12 protein-coding genes are annotated in these 16,878 nt (G+C 75.1%); 3 read left to right on the top strand and 9 right to left on the bottom strand.

Annotation, left to right across the window (positions count from 1 at the left end; all coding sequences use genetic code 11):
- Positions 1-156: 156 nt before the first annotated feature.
- From ABTZ91_RS33435 to ABTZ91_RS33465, 7 genes are all read right to left on the bottom strand, one after another.
- Positions 157-1,146 (bottom strand): RNA polymerase sigma factor, encoded by a 990-nt coding sequence (locus tag ABTZ91_RS33435; RefSeq protein ID WP_407078086.1) that lies wholly within the window; start codon positions 1,144-1,146, stop codon positions 157-159.
- Between the two features lie 238 nt (positions 1,147-1,384).
- Positions 1,385-3,274 carry a DNA primase gene (dnaG, locus tag ABTZ91_RS33440; RefSeq protein ID WP_352081003.1) on the bottom strand — a complete coding sequence of 630 codons (1,890 nt, stop codon included), beginning with the start codon at positions 3,272-3,274 and terminating at the stop codon, positions 1,385-1,387.
- A 36-nt stretch (positions 3,275-3,310) separates the two neighbouring features.
- On the bottom strand, positions 3,311-4,573 hold the full coding sequence (locus tag ABTZ91_RS33445; protein ID WP_352081004.1) for an FAD-dependent oxidoreductase: 1,263 nt from the start codon (positions 4,571-4,573) through the stop codon (positions 3,311-3,313).
- Positions 4,574-4,713: 140 nt separating this feature from the next.
- The gene (locus ABTZ91_RS33450) at positions 4,714-6,060 is read right to left on the bottom strand and encodes a deoxyguanosinetriphosphate triphosphohydrolase (RefSeq protein ID WP_352081005.1); all 1,347 of its coding nucleotides are present in this window, start codon (positions 6,058-6,060) and stop codon (positions 4,714-4,716) included.
- Positions 6,061-6,119: 59 nt separating this feature from the next.
- Positions 6,120-9,761: an NB-ARC domain-containing protein gene (locus ABTZ91_RS33455; RefSeq protein ID WP_352081006.1), complete on the bottom strand. Its 3,642-nt coding sequence runs from the start codon at positions 9,759-9,761 to the stop codon at positions 6,120-6,122.
- A gap of 101 nt (positions 9,762-9,862) precedes the next feature.
- Positions 9,863-10,717 carry a sirohydrochlorin chelatase gene (locus ABTZ91_RS33460; RefSeq protein WP_352081012.1) on the bottom strand — a complete coding sequence of 285 codons (855 nt, stop codon included), beginning with the start codon at positions 10,715-10,717 and terminating at the stop codon, positions 9,863-9,865.
- 718 nt (positions 10,718-11,435) lie between these two features.
- The gene (locus tag ABTZ91_RS33465) at positions 11,436-12,077 is read right to left on the bottom strand and encodes a hypothetical protein (protein ID WP_407078087.1); all 642 of its coding nucleotides are present in this window, start codon (positions 12,075-12,077) and stop codon (positions 11,436-11,438) included.
- A 141-nt stretch (positions 12,078-12,218) separates the two neighbouring features.
- Here ABTZ91_RS33465 and ABTZ91_RS33470 point away from each other — a divergent pair, with 141 nt between their 5' ends.
- From ABTZ91_RS33470 to ABTZ91_RS33480, 3 genes are all read left to right on the top strand, one after another.
- Entirely contained in the window at positions 12,219-12,944 is a 726-nt protein-coding gene (locus ABTZ91_RS33470) for an aquaporin (RefSeq protein ID WP_352081007.1), read from the top strand.
- Positions 12,945-12,992: 48 nt separating this feature from the next.
- On the top strand, positions 12,993-13,703 hold the full coding sequence (locus ABTZ91_RS33475; RefSeq protein ID WP_352081008.1) for an ElyC/SanA/YdcF family protein: 711 nt from the start codon (positions 12,993-12,995) through the stop codon (positions 13,701-13,703).
- Between the two features lie 236 nt (positions 13,704-13,939).
- Positions 13,940-16,042: a molybdopterin oxidoreductase family protein gene (locus ABTZ91_RS33480; protein ID WP_352081009.1), complete on the top strand. Its 2,103-nt coding sequence runs from the start codon at positions 13,940-13,942 to the stop codon at positions 16,040-16,042.
- Here the strand turns inward: ABTZ91_RS33480 and ABTZ91_RS33485 are convergent.
- Together ABTZ91_RS33485 and cutA are read right to left on the bottom strand one after the other, a co-directional pair.
- Positions 16,008-16,430 (bottom strand): gamma-glutamylcyclotransferase family protein, encoded by a 423-nt coding sequence (locus tag ABTZ91_RS33485; protein WP_352081010.1) that lies wholly within the window; start codon positions 16,428-16,430, stop codon positions 16,008-16,010. The genes ABTZ91_RS33480 and ABTZ91_RS33485 overlap by 35 nt on opposite strands.
- A complete protein-coding gene (gene cutA / locus ABTZ91_RS33490; RefSeq protein WP_352081011.1) occupies positions 16,427-16,759 on the bottom strand; it encodes a divalent-cation tolerance protein CutA in 333 nt (110 codons plus the stop codon). Before cutA ends, ABTZ91_RS33485 begins: the two co-directional genes overlap by 4 nt.
- Positions 16,760-16,878: the final 119 nt, after the last annotated feature.

A 16,878-nucleotide genomic window follows, 5' to 3' on the forward strand; every position in this document is an offset into this window, starting at 1 on the left:
TCTCACGAGGAGCTGTTGGCGGCGGGCGGGGCGTATGCCCGGCTGTACGCGGCGCAGTTCGCGCAGGCGGTGGTGGAGGTGGACTGACGGTGCGTGATCCATGCCGCATGATGTGCGGCATGGACCGTGGACGCTCACGGTCGCGGAGCCCGGCGCCTAGTCCAGATAGCCCCGCAGCTGGTCCGCGTAGGCGTGGTCCCGTAGCTTGCTGAGGGTCTTGGACTCGATCTGGCGGATGCGTTCGCGTGTCACGCCGAAGAGCTGTCCGATCTCCTCCAGGGTGCGGGGCCTGCCGTCGTCGAGGCCGTAACGCAGCTGCACGACCTTGCGTTCGCGTTCGCCGAGGGTGGAGAGCACCGCCTCCAGGTGTTCGCGCAGCAGCAGGAAGGCGGCGGACTCGACGGGGGAGGCGGCGTCGCCGTCCTCGATGAGGTCGCCGAGGGCGACGTCCTCCTCCTCGCCGACGGGGGCGTGCAGGGAGACCGGCTCCTGGGCGAGCCGCAGGACCTCGCCGATCCGTTCGGGCGGCAGGTCGAGGTGGGCGGCGACCTCTTCGGCGGTGGGTTCGTAGCCGCGTTCCTGGAGCATCCGGCGCTGGACGCGGACGACCCGGTTGATGAGCTCGACGACGTGCACGGGGACGCGGATGGTCCGGGCCTGGTCGGCGAGGGCCCGGGACATGGCCTGGCGGATCCACCAGGTCGCGTACGTGGAGAACTTGTAGCCGCGCGCGTAGTCGAACTTCTCCACGGCCCTGATGAGGCCGAGGTTGCCCTCCTGGACCAGGTCGAGCATGGTCAGGCCGCGGCCCACGTACCGTTTGGCGACGGAGACGACGAGCCGCAGATTGGCCTCGATCAGCCGGCGTTTGGCGATCCGGCCGAGGACCACGAGCCGGTCGAGGTCGTGCGCCAGGCGGGAGTCGAGGTCGGGGGTGGTGGCGAGTTTCTCCTCGGCGAAGAGCCCGGCCTCGACGCGCCGTGCGAGCTCGACCTCCTCCTCGGCGGTGAGCAGCGGGACGCGGCCTATCTCGCGCAGGTACTGGCGGAACAGGTCGGAGGAGGGCCCGTTGCCGCCGGGGTCGGCGGCGGCACGGCGGCGCTGGGACGGGATCTCGGGCACCTCGGGTTCTTCGTCGGCTGCCACGAGCTCGACCGGGGGGACTTCCGCGTCGGTCGGTTCCTGGGACACGGTGACGGTCTGGGTCTGCACGGGGGGCGACCTCCAGGGTGGGTGATCGCTGCCCGGATCGGGGGGACGGAGGGCAGCGGGACGGCACCGTGACCCAGTGTGGCTTACGACACATCGCCGCCACGAGGGGCGTGCGGTGACTTTTTGAGTCCGGGAGGTGACCGACCGTAGGGCTGGCGGCCCCGCGTCCGTGTCAGAGCGCGGCGGCGCCGTGGTTGCGCAGCGACTGCCCGTACTGGGTGAGCACCCACAGCTCGTTCTGTACGGCGGCGAGCCGCTCCGGGTCGCCGTGCGGGCCGAGCCGGGCCAGGGTGCCCTGGACGTCGCGGATGCGGCGGTCGACGGCGCGCAGCCGTACGGTGACGAGCTGGTCGCCGGCGTAGGCCTCGTCCACGGTCTTGGCGAAGATCGTCTCGACGGCGAGTTCGGTGACGAGGGCGCGGACGGTGTCGTCGGGTGCGGCCGCGCGGACCGCGTCCAGGTAGTCGGCGGGGGCGTCGGTGGCGCCGCCGGCGTCCTGGATGCACTGGCGGACGGCCGCGTAGGGCGGGGCGGTGAACTCGTCGACGCCGTACGCGTCGAAGGCCGGGGAGACCAGTTCGGGGCGCTGGAGGGCGAGCTTCAGGAGTTCGCGTTCGGTGCGGTGGGCGGGGCTGCGCAGGTTGAGCGCGGGCCCGGCGGGCGCGGTGGGTGCCTGGATCTCGTAGCCGCGCCGCTGCGGGGCACCCCGCTCCGGGCCCTTGGTGCCGCCCTGGCGCTGCCAGCGGGCGATCTGGGCGACCCGGCGGACCACGAACTGGGTGTCGAGGATGCCGAGCATGCCGGCGAGCTGGACGGCGACCTCGTGCTGGGAGGCGACGTTCTTGATGCGGGCGACGATCGGGGCGGCCTCGTCGAGGGCGGCGGCCCGGCCGGAGGGGATCTCCAGGTCGTAGCGGTTCACGATCTGGCGCAGGGCGAACTCGAAGAGCGGGGTGCGGGGCTGGACGAGGTCGGCGACGGCCTCGTCGCCCTTGGCGAGGCGGAGCTCGCAGGGGTCCATGCCGTCGGGGGCGATGGCGATGTAGGTCTCGGCCGCGAACTTCTGGTCGTCCTCGAAGGCGCGCAGGGCGGCCTTCTGGCCGGCGGCGTCACCGTCGAAGGTGAAGATGACGCGGGCGGAGCCGTTGTCCATGAGGAGGCGGCGCAGGATCTTGATGTGCTCGCTGCCGAAGGAGGTGCCGCAGGTGGCGATGGCGGTGGTGACGCCGGCCAGGTGGCAGGCCATGACGTCGGTGTAGCCCTCGACGACGACGGCGCGGCTGACCTTGGCGATGTCCTTCTTGGCCAGGTCGATGCCGTACAGCACCTGGGACTTCTTGTAGATCGGCGTCTCGGGCGTGTTGAGGTACTTGGGCCCGTTGTCGTCGTCGCGGAGCTTGCGGGCGCCGAAGCCGACGACGTCGCCGCCGACGTCCTTGATCGGCCACATCAGCCGGCCGCGGAAGCGGTCGATGGGGCCGCGGCGGCCGTCCTGGGAGAGGCCGGAGAGGATCAGCTCGCGGTCGGTGAAGCCCTTGCCGCGCAGGTAGCGGGTGAGGTGGTCCCAGCCGGCCGGGGAGTAGCCGACGCCGAAGTGCTCGGCGGCGGCCTGGTCGAAGCCGCGTTCGGCGAGGAACTTCCGGCCGATCTCGGCCTCCGGGGACCCCAGTTGCTCGGCGTAGAACCGGGCGGCGATCGTGTGGGCCTCGACCAGGCGGGTGCGTTCGCCGCGCTGGTGGCCGGGGTTGTAGCCGCCTTCCTCGTAGCGCAGGGTGATGCCCGCCTTGGCGGCGAGACGCTCGACCGTCTCCGAGAAGGAGAGGTGGTCGATCTTCATCACGAAGGCGATGGTGTCGCCGCCTTCCTGGCAGCCGAAGCAGTGGAAGAGCCCCTTGCTGGGGCTGACCTGGAAGGAGGGCGACTTCTCGTCGTGGAAGGGGCAGAGGCCCTTGAGGTTGCCGCCGCCCGCGTTGCGGAGCTGGAGGTACTCGGACACGACGGCGTCGATCGGGACCGCGTCCCGGACCGCCTTCACGTCGTCATCGTTGATCCTGCCTGCCACGCATGAATGATACGGGGGTGAGGGGCGGTCCCCCGGCTACTCCGCGAGGCTCTCCAGCGGCACCGACGGGTCGGCCAGCGCGTCCTGGTCCACCTGGGCCCGGGAGCGGATCAGCTTCTGGACGGCGTCTGTGACGTCCCACACATTCACGTTCATGCCGGCGAGGACCCGGCCCTCCTTCAGCCAGAAGGCGATGAACTCGCGCTTGCCGGCGTCCCCGCGCAGCACGACCTGGTCGTACGAGCCGGGCGGTGCCCAGCCGGAGTACTCCATGCCGAGGTCGTACTGGTCGGAGAAGAAGTACGGGATCCGGTCGTAGGAGACGTTCTGGCCCAGCATGGCGCGGGCGGCGGCGGGGCCGCCGTTCAGGGCGTTGGCCCAGTGCTCGACGCGGATGCGGCGGTGCAGGAAGGGGTGGTGGGCGGCGGCGACGTCGCCCGCGGCGAAGACGTCGGGGTCGGAGGTGCGCAGCGACTCGTCGACGGCGACGCCGCCGCCGTCGGCGCGGTCGACGAGGGCGAGCCCGGCGTTCTCGGCGAGGGCGGTGCGGGGGGCGGCGCCGACGGCGACGAGGACCGCGTGGGCCGGGTGCTCCTCGCCGTCGTCGGTGCGGGCGGCGAGGACGATGCCGTCCTGGCCGGTGATCTCGGTGAGCCGGGCGCCGAAGTGGAAGCGGACGCCGTGTTCGGCGTGCAGGTCGGCGAAGAGCTGGCCGAGCTCGGGGCCGAGGACCTGGTGGAGCGGGGTGGGGGCGGATTCGACGACGGTGACCTCGGCGCCGTACGTACGGGCGGCGGCGGCGACCTCCAGGCCGATCCAGCCGGCGCCGGCGATCACCAGGTGGCCGTTGTCGCGGCCGAGGACCTTGAGCTCGTCGCGCAGCCGCTCGGAGTGGGCGAGCCGGCGCAGGTGGTGGACGCCGGCGAGTCCGGTGCCGGGGATGTCGAGGCGGCGCGGCTCGGCGCCGGTGGCGAGCAGCAGCTTGTCGTAGCGGATGACGGTGCCGTCGCCGAGGCGCACGGTGCGGGCCTCGCGGTCGATGGCGGTGACGGGCTGGCCGAGGTGGAGCTCGACGTCGGCCCCCGCGTACCAGGCGGGCTCGTGGACGAAGACGGAGTCCCGTTCGTCCTTGCCGAGGAGATAGCCCTTGGACAGGGGTGGGCGCTCGTAGGGGTGGTCGCGTTCGTCGCCGATGAGGATCACCCGGCCGTTGAACCCCTCGGCACGCAGCGTCTGTGCGGCCTTGGCCCCGGCCAGGCCGGCGCCGACGATGACGAAGGTCTGATCTGCGTCGACCACGTTGATTCCTCCTCGTTGCGACCGGTTCCCTACGCTACGCCCCCGGGCCGGGCCCGAGCCGCACCGCCTCGGGACGTGCATGCGAGGGTCCCGCACCGGCCGGGATCACGAAAGAGGGCGAACGGGCCGGAGCAGGGCCTCTACGCGCGCGGGGTGCGCAGGCGGGCGTGGAGGGTGCGGGCGGAGGCGTCGGTGAGCGAGGCGATCTGGTCGACGATCACCCGCTTGCGGGAACGGTCGTCGGGGGCGCTGAGGAACAGGGCGCGGAACTGGGGTTCGAGGCCCTCGGGGGCGCGGGCGGTCAGCGCCTCGGCGAGCTCGGAGATGACGATCCGCTGGTCGGCGCGGAGTGCCTCCTGCTCGGCCCGCTGCATCACGTACCGGTCGGCGACGGCTTTGAGGACCGCGCACTCGTTGCGGGTCTCGCGGGGGACGACGAGCTCGGCACCGTAACGGGTGAGGCGGCCCGTTCCGTAGGCCTGGCGGGTGGCGCCCTCGGCGGCGAGGCAGAAGCGGCCGATGAGCTGGCTGGTGGCGTCCTTGAGCCGGGCCTGGGCGACGGCCGAGCCGTCGTAGCCGTGCGGCCACCACTCCTGGTCGAGGAGGCGGTCGAGGGCGTCGGCGAGCTCCTGCGGGTCGGTGTCCTCCGGTACGTAGCGGCCGCGGGCGACCGCCCAGATGTCGGCGCGCTCGGGCTCGGAGAGCAGCATGTTGGGGTCGATGTGGCCGGCGTGCAGGCCGTCCTCGATGTCGTGCACCGAGTAGGCCACGTCGTCGGACCAGTCCATGACCTGGGCCTCGAAGCACTTGCGGTGGGCGGGCGCGCCGTCGCGGATCCAGGCGAAGACGGGCAGGTCGTCCTCGTAGACGCCGAACTTGCCGGAGCCGGGGTCGGTGGGGTGGGCGCCGCGGGGCCAGGGGTACTTGGTGGCGGCGTCGAGGGCGGCGCGGGTGAGGTTGAGGCCGACGCTCACCATGTCGCCGGTGGCCGGGTCGGCGACGAACCGCTTGGGTTCGATGCGGGTGAGCAGCCGCAGCGACTGGGCGTTGCCCTCGAAGCCGCCGCAGTCCTTGGCGACGTCGTTGAGGGCCTGCTCCCCGTTGTGCCCGAACGGCGGGTGCCCCATGTCGTGGGCGAGGCAGGCCGCCTCGACCAGGTCGGGGTCGCAGCCGAGGGCCGCGCCGAGCTCGCGGCCGACCTGGGCGCATTCGAGGGAGTGGGTGAGCCGGGTGCGGGGGCTGGCGTCCCAGGCGTGGCTGCGGGTGCCGGGGGTGACGACCTGGGTCTTCCCGGCCAGCCGGCGCAGGGCGGCGGAGTGCAGGACGCGGGCCCGGTCGCGCTGGAAGGCGGTGCGGCCGGGCCGTTTGTCGGGCTCGGCGGCCCAGCGTTCGGTGGCGGCGGCGTCGTAGCCGGGGGTGCCGTGGTTGGTGCCGTTGCCGTGGTCGGTGCTGTTGCCCGTGCTGCTGGGTTCCGTGATGCCTTCCATGCACCGAAGGTAACGGGCGGGACGGACAAACGGGACCGGGACGCGTGGGATCGCCGGGATCAGAGCCGGGGCCCGGGGACGAACTCGTAGGAGTACAGGCCGCGTTCGCCGACCGCGACGAGCCCGCGTCCGTCGGGCAGCCAGGCGCAGGAACTGAGCGGGGTCTCGGCCCGTACGCCGGCGACGGTGCGGCCGGTGGCGGCGTCCCAGACGCGGAGCATGGTGCCGGCGGTGGCGATCCAGCAGCCGTCGGGGGAGACGGAGAGGGCGTTCACCGGGCCGTCGGGGTCGGTGAAGGAGGCGACGCGGGTGCCGGTGTGGGGGTCCCAGAAGGTGACGGCGCCGGTCGCGGAGGCGGTGACGAGGTGGGTGCCGTCGGGGGTGACGGTGAGGGTGGTGAGCGTTCCGTCCTGCGAGATGTCGACGGGGTGGCCGGCCGATCGCCGCTCCGGTCCGGGCCGGAGCACCCGCACCAGCGACTCGAAGCCCGCCGGGCCGGACCGCGGCCGACTGCGCAGCACGGCCAGCCAAGTCCCGTCCGGGGCGATGACGACGGCGTGAGCCCGGCTTTCGGCGCCCCACGGGCCCGGCAGGGTGACGGTGCGCCGCTCGGGGACGCGGTCCCACAACTGGAGCGCGCCGTCGGAGCCGGCGACGGCGACCCAGGCGCCGTCGGGGGAGAGGGCGACGGCCTGCGCCCAGACGGGGTGGCCGAGCCGGAGGACGGCGTGGTCCGTTCCCGCCGCCCGGCCGAGGCGCCCGACCTCGACCCGGTAGAGGTGACCGACGGCGTACCGGCCGCCGCCCGGGTCGAAGACGATCGGCCCCTGGTAGTCGTCCCCGATCCGTGACGACAACGGGCTGTCCCAGGTGTCATCGCGCGGGTCGTAGAGCCGGGTCCGGCCGTCGCCATCCGTGACGGCCACCCGTCCGCTGTCCCCGACGATGGTCACCGACCGCATCCCCTCGCCGTCGCCGGACCCGATCCACTGGGGTCCGGCGCTGTCCCAGACCTTCACCGTCCCGTCCTCGCCCGTGCTGATGAGCCGGTCGCCGTCGGGCGCGACCGCGACGGCGTGGACCCGGCCCGAGTGGGTCGTGTAGCGGGCGCGGCAGGAGTGCGTCCGAAGGTCCCAGACCGCCACGGTCCCGTCCGCGCCTCCGCTCACCGCCCACGTACCGTCCGGAGCGATCGCCACGGCGGTGGCGGGGCCGCGGTGTGCGGAGATCTGTGACACGTCGTACGGTGGCGTCTCGTTCCAGATCCGCAGGGCGCCGTCCGCTTCGGCGGAGACGATCCGGCTGCCGTCCGGCACGATCGCGAGGGCGTTCACCGGGGAGCTGATCGTGGGGACACGCGTCCGCTCACGGACGAGGTCCGCTGTCATCGAGAGCACACCCTGGCGGCCTCCGAAGGCCAGCCATCGCCCGTTCGGGGCGAACGCCACACAGGTGGTCTCGTCCCACCGTTTCGCCGAGGCGAGGTGCTCCCCCGTGTCGGCGTGCCAGACGTCCAGGGTGCCGTCCGAGGCGACGGTGGCGATCCGGGCACCCTCGTGCGCCCCGGAGACCGCCACAGCACGCACCGACGTCCCGCGGTCCCCTATCGGTCCGAGGGTGTGCTGCGGCGGGGTGCCCGGGTCCGGCGACCAGAGGCGGACGGTGCGGTCGGGGCCGGCCGTCGCGATCCGGTCGCCGCCCGGGGAGACCGCGAGGACCCGGAAGCGGTCGGCGCCCCGGATGTCGAGGGTGAGCCTTCCGCCGCTGTTCGGGTCGAGTCCGCGGGCCATGCCGTCGGCGCCGATCGTGACGAGCGATCCCGTGGACGAGACGGCCACGGACCAGACGGGGCCGGTGTGGCCGTGGAACGTGCGCAGCAGCGCCGGGTCGGGGAGGTCGGGGGGCGTACGGCGGTTGCGCAGCTCGGGGCGGGGCGGGGAGCCGGTCCGGCGCCGTGCGAACGCCTCACCCCACAGCGGCAGCGACTCCAGGCGGCTGTGCAGGACGTTCGTCAACAGCTCGGGCGGGTCCGTGGGGGTGAGGAGGTGGGCGGTGCGGGTGAGGTCGTCGGCCAGGCGGGCCGCCGTACGGGTGGGGACGGCGGCCAGGTCGGCCCAGGCCGCCATCGGGCCGCGCTGGTGGAGCCGGGTCTCGATCCAGCGCAGGTCGCTCGCGACGCGTTCGGCCTCGGGGGTCCGCCCGGCGGCGAGCAGGTGCTCGATCATGTGGTCCAGGAGGTAGCCCCGGGAGTCCTCCGGCGGCTCCCAGGGGCCGGCGCCCGCCGCGTCGGCGACGGTGCCGTGCAGCGCGGCCGCGTCCGCCTCGTCCAACTCCTTGAGCAGATAGTCACGGAGCACGTCGTGCATCGTGATCCGGCCGCCGTGCTCGGCCGTGAGCGACACCAGGGACAGCCGGTCGAGCTCGCCGCACAGGGAGCGTGTCGCCTGCTCGGTGAGGCCGCCGGTGGCCTCCCACAGGCGGGCGATCAGCGGGACGGGGACGGACTCGTCCTCGGCGAAGACGGCGAGCTCGGCGAGGCGCCGGTCACCGCCGGGCGGGAGGAGGGTCCGGGCCGCCTCGACCGTGGCCCGTACGGCCCGGGCGCGGCGGACCGGGTCGTCCAGGTCGAGCGCGGCCGGGTCGGCGTCGACGACGGCGGGGCCGTTGGCGACGAGATCGCGCAGGGCTTCGGCCGCCGCGTCCTCCGGGGCGGTGCCGGTGGCGATCCGGCGGGTGATCAGCCGGTTGGTGAGGCGCAGCAGGAGGGCCCAGCGGCCGGTGGCCTCCAGGAGGTCCCGGACGAGGGTCTCGGGGAGTTCGGGCAGTTCCCAGGTGAGGACGGCGCGGGCCTGGTCCGGGGACATCTCGTCGACGCGGACCCGTTCGGTGCCGCGCGGCAGGGCGCCGGGGACGCGGGTGGTGACGAGGCGTACGCAGCGCTCGCCGGCGCGCAGGAACGGTTCGAGCTGTTCGGCGTCCCAGACGTCGTCGAGGATCAGCAGGGTCCTGGGCCGGAGGTCGAGGAGCCGGCCGAGGTGGTCACCGGCGAGGCCGGGGTCGTCGAAGGCGGTGGTGTCGCCGGTGAGGAAGCGGGTGGCTTCGGCGACCTTCGCGGCGATCGCCGCCCGGCCGCGGACGTCCCGGCCGATGGTGACGGTGTAGACGCGGCCGCGGAAGTACCTGCGGACGCGCGGGCTCGCGGCGACGGCGTGGGCGAGGACGGTCTTGCCGAAGCCGCCGGCGCCTTCGAGGGAGGTGGTGAGGGCGACCGTACGGCTGCCGCGGTCGGCCCGGGCCCGGGCCCGGGCCCGGCGGAGGCGGCCGAAACGGCGGGGGGCCTCCAGGGAGGTGGGGACGGCGGCCGTACGCCGACGTCGGGGGCGGCCGGCTCGGCACACGGCCTTGACCGTACGGGCCCGTTCGCCGCGGTCGACCACCCAGTCCGGGACGGCCCGGGGGGCCGGCGCGGGCGGGTCGCCGGCCACGGCGGCACCGCGTTCCTGGCGCCAGGCGATGACGACGGCGACGAGCACGCCGACGGCGGCGAGCCCCGCGACCCACCACCAGGGCTGCTGTCTGATCCGGTCGAGCGCGCCGGGCCAACGGTCGTGGGACGTCGCGGCGTTGGCCGCGAGCGAGGCCAGTACCGCCACGGCGGCCGCGGTTCCGGCGAGTGACGCGCCCCGGACGGCACCCCGCATGCCCCCACCTCCCGTCCCGGCTGCCCCCGATGGCACCAACGGGCCGACCCTAACCACAGGTTGGCGGGTGGGGGCGGGGTTTCGGCCGGACGTGGCGGGGCTCACCGGCTGGTGGCGAGCTCCCGGGGCGGGGTCGGGGCAGCGGTGCCGGCCAGGGACCGGTCGTAGCGGTGGAGGATCAGCCGGGCGAGGGCCGGGTGGGCGCCGAGGGGGTCGGACGCGAGCCAGGGGGCGTGCGCGGCGGCGCGGCCCGCGAACAGGCCGGGAGCGGTGAAGCAGGAGGCCACGGCCACGCGGTGGCGCCCTCGGGCGGCGAGGGCGCGGACGGCCTCCGGGACGGTGGGCGCGGCGGCGGAGGCGTAGGCGGGGACGACGGGCACGCCGCCGAGGCGTTCGCGCAGCCCGGCCGCGATCCGCCGGATGTCGGCGGCGGACTCGGGGTCCCGGGAGCCGGCCGAGGCGAGGACCACGCCGGTGGAGGGGGAGGTGCCGTCCTCCGGGACCCAGCCGGCTTCGGCGAGCCGGTCGGCGAGGGCCTCGACGAGGAGGGGGTGCGGGCCGAGCGGTGCGGCGATCCGGGCCCGTACGGCGGGGGCGGCGGCGGTCGCCGCGGGCAGGTCGTGCTTGACGTGGTACCCACGGGCGAAGAGCAGCGGGACGAGCACGGCGTCTTGGCCGGCGAGCTCCGCGAGGGTGTCGGTGAGCAGCGGCGCGTTCAACTCGATGTGCGCGAGCCGCACGTCGAGCCCGGGCCGCAACTCGCGCACCCGGTCCAGGAGCCGCAACAGGGTGGCGGCGGCCCGGGGGTCGCGGCTGCCGTGACCCACGGCTATGAGGGCGGGGGCGGAGGGGCCGGGGGGCACGGGACCGGGGGCGAGGGGGCGCGGGGCGGCGGGGTTGAGCGGTACGGGACCGGGGGCCGTCGGACCTGAGGGCGTCACGCCACCGGCCCCCATCGGACCCGGAGTCGCCGGACCCGGCGCCGTACCGCCCGGGGACGCCAGCCCCGGCGCCGACACGCCCATGGCCACCCCGCCGGGAGCCGCCAGGCCGGGGCTCGCCAGCCCCGGCGCCGACACACCCGTGGCCACCCCGCCCGGCGCCGCCAGGCCCGACATCGCCACCGTACGGACGGAGGCCGGGCGGAGGCGGCCGAGGCGGCCGAGGCGGTCGCCGAGTTGGGCGCCGATGCTGCCGAGCAGGTCGGCGGCGCTGCTGTCGCACATGGGGTCCGGCTCCTGCGTCGTCATGCGCCGATCCTGCCGGGGGCACGTTGCCTGGCCGTTTCGCGCGGGTCACGGGTGTTTGCCACCGGCCTCACGGCTCTCGCGCCGCCGGGCTGCGCCCCCGGGGCCCACGGGCCCCGCTCAGCCCGCCGACGGGCCGAGACGGGGCGGGGCCGCAAGGCCAGGGGGCGACGGTCGGGAACTGGGGTCACGGCCCCGTACCAGGGGCCCGCTCAGGGCGACCCGCCAGCGGGCGCGGGGCCCGCAGCTCACAGCTGGGACCACGCCCCGGCCAGCGGCCGGGGGCCTGCTCACGCCGGCGCCCGGCGGACGCGAGGCCCCGGAGTCCGAACCCGGGCCGGGACCGGGGTCAGCGCCTGGGGCCAGGGCCCCGGCCGCCCGACGCTTGGAGACCGGTCGCCCCGCGCTCGGCGCCCCGCCCCGCCCCCTACGCGTCCAGCCACACCGTCAGCGGCCCCACCGTCTCGAAGCCCTCCGCCAGGGCCGCGGTCAGGTCGTCGCCCGACTCGTAGCCGACGACCGGGCGGTCCGGGGACGCGGTGGCGAGGGCGGCGGCCCAGGCGGAGGAGAGGGGGACGTCGCCGGTGGCGAAGAGGTTGGAGACGCCGGTGACGCCGGCGCTGTCGGTGAGGACGGCGCCGGCCACGACCCGGCCGTCGGCGGTGTACGTCGCGACGATGGTCGTGGCCGGGTCGTCGAGGAGCTCGGGGCGGAAGAGGGCCGCCTCGTCGGCGTCGCCGCCGCTCCAGGCGAGGGCCCAGGCGGCGAGTTCGGCGGGGGTGCGGACGGGGCGGTTGCCCGCGGTGATCGGGGGCACGGGGCGGCCGGCCGGGCGGGCGATCCACTGGGCCTCGAAGAGCGGCCGGAAGCCCTCGGCGGCCAGGTCGAGGCGGGCGTGGCTGTCCTTGACGGAGGCACCGGGCGCGGTGCGGTCGATGCCGGCCAGGACGTCCGCCGCCCTCGCGTCCTCGGAGAGGGTGACGGCGTCCGGGTAGTAGAGCGGGGTGCGGCGCGGGTTGGTCCAGGCGCGGGGCCCGAAGGCGCCGGGCAGGCCGTGGGCGCGGCACATGGTCTCGCACCAGTCGGCGTTGTTGCGGACGGCGGCGTCCCGGAGCAGGGCGGCATCAGTGATCACCAGCGGATCGTACGGGGATGTCGCCCCTTCCCTCCCCTCTTTTTTCGTTCCGAATCACGGAATATCTTTTCCATTATGAGAATGTCCCCCGCGTCGCTCCCCCGGCGCGCCCTCGCCGAGTTCACCGGCACCGCCGCCCTCGTCGCCGTCATCGTCGGATCCGGCATCCGCGCCGACGCCCTCAGCCAGGACATCGGCGTCCGGCTGCTCGCCAACGCCCTCGCCTCCGCGATCGGCCTCGGCCTGCTCATCGCCCTGCTCGGCCCGCTCTCGGGCGCCCACTTCAACCCCGTCGTCACCCTCTCCGAGTGGTGGTCCACACGTCCCCGCGGCGGCGGCCGGGACGCCCTCGCCTACATCGGCGCCCAGCTCGCCGGCGCCGTCGCGGGCGCCCTGCTGGCCGAGGCGATGTTCGGACGCGCGCCCGGCGCCGTACTCGCCACCGAGCAGCGCGCGGAGCCCCACCTCCTGCTCGGCGAGGCCGTCGCCACCGCCGGACTCGTCCTCGTCGTCCAGGGCCTGCGCCGGGTCGGCCGCCCCTCCCTCGCCCCGGTCGCCGTCGCCGGCTACATCGGCGCGGCGATCTGGTTCACCTCCTCCGGCTCCTTCGCCAACCCGGCCGCCACCGTCGGCCGCGCCTTCTCCGACTCCTTCACCGGCATCGCGCCCGGCTCCGTGCCCGCCTTCGCCGCCGCGCAGCTCATCGGCATGCTGCTCGGCATGGGACTGGCCGGTGTGCTGTACGGAACAGAGCGGGCCGCCGCCGAACCGAACGCGGCGGATTCGCGTCGGACGGTGTGACAGACCCCGCCCCACTGCCCCGCCCCACCGCACCCTGGAGGTCCCCGCATGCGCGGCGTCCGGCTGCCCCGCCTTCCCCGGCCGCTCCCCCGGCTGCCCCGCACCACCCGGAGCCGCCGCCGCGCCGTCCAGGCCCTCATGCTCGGTGCCGTGCTCGCCCTGACGCCGGCCACCTGGATGCACCTCACCGCACAGGACCGGCTGCGCACCACCGCCGACGTGCCCGCCCAGGACGTCGCCGTCGTCTTCGGCGCCGGGCTGTGGAAGGGGCGCCCCACCCCGTACCTGGCGCACCGCCTCGACACCGCCGCCGAGCTCTACCGCACCGGCAAGGTCCGGGTCCTGCTCGTCACCGGGGACAACAGCCGGACCGAGTACGACGAGCCGGGCGCCATGCGCCGCTACCTCGCCGACCGCGGGGTGCCGGACGACCGGGTCGTCAGCGACTACGCGGGCTTCGACACCTGGGACTCCTGCGTCCGCGCCAAGAAGATCTTCGGCGTGGACCGGGCCGTCCTCGTCACGCAGGACTTCCACATCAAGCGGGCCGTCGCCCTGTGCGGGGCGGCGGGCGTGGAGTCGTACGGTGTCGGGGTCGGCGAACCCCACGACGCCACCTGGTACTACGGCACCACCCGCGAGCTCGCCGCCGCCGGCAAGGCCGCCCTGGACGCGGCCCTGCGGCCCGACCCGCGCTTCCTGGGCGAGCGGGAGCACGGCGTGACGAAGGCCCTGGCCGCGCCCGACGCCGGGCACTGAACCACCCCGAGGCACAGGCCCCGGCCCCACCCGGCGCCAGGCGCTGAACCACCCTGAGGCACAGGCCCCGGCCCCACCCGACGCCGGGCGCTGAACCACCCCGAGGCACAGGCCCCCGCCCCACCCGCGCCGGGCCGCCGCCCTCACCCCCCGACGCCCCCTCGCCTGAGCGCATGGCACCCTGCCCGTAATGCGGCGCGACCCCGCCCGTAACACGGCCGTCGCATCCTCGGGTCATGTCAGAGGTCACCACCGTCGCCACGCACTGCCCCTACTGCGCCCTCCAGTGCGGGATGAACCTGCGTCCCGCCACCGGTCCGGCGCCGGAGCTGCCCGTCGAGGTGGTCGACCGTCCCGATTTCCCCGTCAACCGGGGCGCGCTGTGCGGCAAGGGCCGCACCGCCCCCGCCGTACTCTCCTCCCGGGTCAGGCTCACCGAGCCCCTGGTCCGCTGCCCTGATACGGGGGCGCTGAAGCCCGCCACCTGGGAGGAGGCACTCGCCGCCGTCGCCGACGGGCTGCGCCGGACCCGCGCCGACCACGGTGCCGACGCCGTGGGGGTCTTCGGCGGCGGTGGCCTCACCAACGAGAAGGCGTACACGCTGGGCAAGTTCGCCCGGCTGGTGCTCGGCACCTCGCAGATCGACTACAACGGCCGCTTCTGCATGTCCTCCGCGGCGGCGGCCCACCAGCGGGCCTTCGGCCTGGACCGGGGGCTGCCCTTCCCCCTGGAGGACATCCCGCAGACCGGCTGCGTCATCCTCGTCGGCTCCAACCTGGCCGAGACCATGCCGCCCGCGCTGCGCTACCTCACCGAGCTGAAGGAGAACGGCGGCAAGCTGATCGTCGTCGACCCGCGCCGCACCCGCACCGCCGAGCAGGCCGACCTCCACCTCGCCCCGCGCCCGGGCACCGACCTGGCGCTCGCCCTCGGCATGCTGCACCTGGTCGTCGCCGAGGGCCGGGTCGACGAGGAGTTCGTCGCCGAGCGCACCGAGGGCTGGGCGGCCGCGCGGGCCGGGGCGATGGCCCACTGGCCCGAGCACGTGGAGCGGATCACCGGCGTCGCCGTACCGCAGCTGCGCGAGGCGGTACGGATGTTCTGCGAGGCCGACAGCGGCATGGTGCTCACCGCGCGCGGCCCCGAGCAGCAGTCCAAGGGCACCGACACCGTCGGCGCCTGGATCAACCTGTGCCTGGCCACCGGCCGCGCCGGCCGCCCCTACAGCGGCTACGGCTGCCTCACCGGCCAGGGCAACGGGCAGGGCGGCCGCGAGCACGGCCAGAAGGCCGACCAGCTGCCGGGCTACCGCAAGCTCGACGACCCGGCGGCCCGCGCGCACGTCGCCGGGGTGTGGGGCGTCGACCCCGAGGCGCTGCCGGGACCGGGCCGCAGCGCGTACGAACTCCTCGACGCCCTCGGCGGCGACGTGAAGGCCCTCCTGCTCATGGGGTCGAACCCGGTCGTCTCCGCGCCGCGCGCCGCGCACGTCGAGGAGCGGATCCGCTCCCTGGACTTCCTCGCCGTCGCCGACGTGGTGCTGTCCGAGACCGCCGCACTCGCCGACGTGGTGCTGCCGGTGACCCAGTGGGCCGAGGAGACCGGCACCACCACCAACCTGGAGGGCAGGGTGCTGCTGCGCCGCCGGGCGCTGACCCCGCCGCCGGGGGTCCGCAGCGACCTGGAGGTGCTGCACGGGCTCGCGGCGCTGCTCGGCTGGGAGAAGGGCTTCCCGACCGACCCGGAGGAGGTCTTCGGCGAGCTGCGGCGCGCCTCGGCGGGCGGCCCGGCGGACTACGCGGGCATCAGTTACCGCCGGATCGAGGAGGAGCAGGGCGTGTTCTGGCCCTGTCCCGAGACCGGGCCGGGCGAGCCGGAGCACGCGGGCACCCCGCGCCTGTTCCTCGACCGCTTCGCCACCGCCGACGGGCGGGCCCGGTTCGTGCCGGTCGTGCACCGGGCGGCGGCCGAGGAGACCGACGACGCCTACCCGGTGGTCCTGACGACCGGACGGGTGGTCGCTCAGTACCAGTCGGGCGCCCAGACCCGGCGGGTCGACGAGCTGAACGCGGCCGCGCCCGGCGCCTTCGTCGAGCTCCACCCGCGGCTCGCCGAACGGGTCGGGGTCGAGGACGGCCAGCCGGTCGCGGTGGTCTCGCGCCGCGGCCGGGCGGTGGCGCCCGCCCGGATCACGACCGCCATCCGCCCGGACACGGTCTTCATGCCCTTCCACTGGCCCGGCGAGGGCCGGGCCAACACCCTGACGAACCCGGCGCTCGACCCGGTCTCCCGGATGCCGGAGTTCAAGGTGTGCGCGGTCCGTCTGGAACGCGGTTGAACCAGTCGCCGCTCGCGATGACCGGACCGGGCCGCGCCTCCGGCGCCGCCTCGTACACCCAGGCGCGCACGGCCGCCCCGTCCCGGGTCCGCAGCACCTCCCGCGCGGTCCGCTCGTAGCCGGCGGGCAGCTCCACCCGGTCGAGCAGGGCGAGCAGTTCGCCGTAGGCGCCGGGCGCGGCCGTCAGCAGCGCGCCGGTCACCCGCCCCGCGCCGGGGACGACGTACGGATAGCCCGGTCCGTCGTGGAGGACCGCCCCGGGCAGGACGGCCTCCTCCTCGGCGGCGGTGCGGCCGAGGAGGAAGCGGTCGTGGTTGTACGCGCCGGGGCGCAGCGTCCCGTACACGAAGAACGGCAGCTCCTCCCGCGGCGGTTCGTCGGACCTCATGGGGCGGGGGTGGTCTCCCGCTCGACCCAGGCCGCGTAGTCCGCGCTCACCCGGACCGCCGTGGTCGCGACGATCTCGGGGGTGTCGTAGTCGTGCGCGGCGAGGAGATGGGTCTCCAGGGCGGGGTAGCGGGCCTCGGTGGTCTTGAACAGCACCTGCCACTCCTCGGCGGTCTCGACCGCTCCCTGCCAGTGGTAGACGGACGTGACCGGGCCCGAGACCTGCGCACACGCGGCGACGCGGGCCTCGACGGCCCCGCGCGCGAGGGCGTCGGCCTTGGCGCGGGCGTCGGTGGTGGTGAGGACGGTGAGGACGGAGTGGGGAGTCACCGGCCCACGGTACGACAGGGCGCGGTGCGGGGGGGCGGTTGCTACGCCGCCCCTCGGGCGAACTGCGCCGCGTGGAGCCGGGCATACGCCCCGCCGGTCGCGAGCAGTTCCTCGTGGGT

The sequence above is a fragment of the Streptomyces sp. NPDC126499 genome, from assembly GCF_040302485.1.
GTDB lineage: Bacteria > Actinomycetota > Actinomycetes > Streptomycetales > Streptomycetaceae > Streptomyces.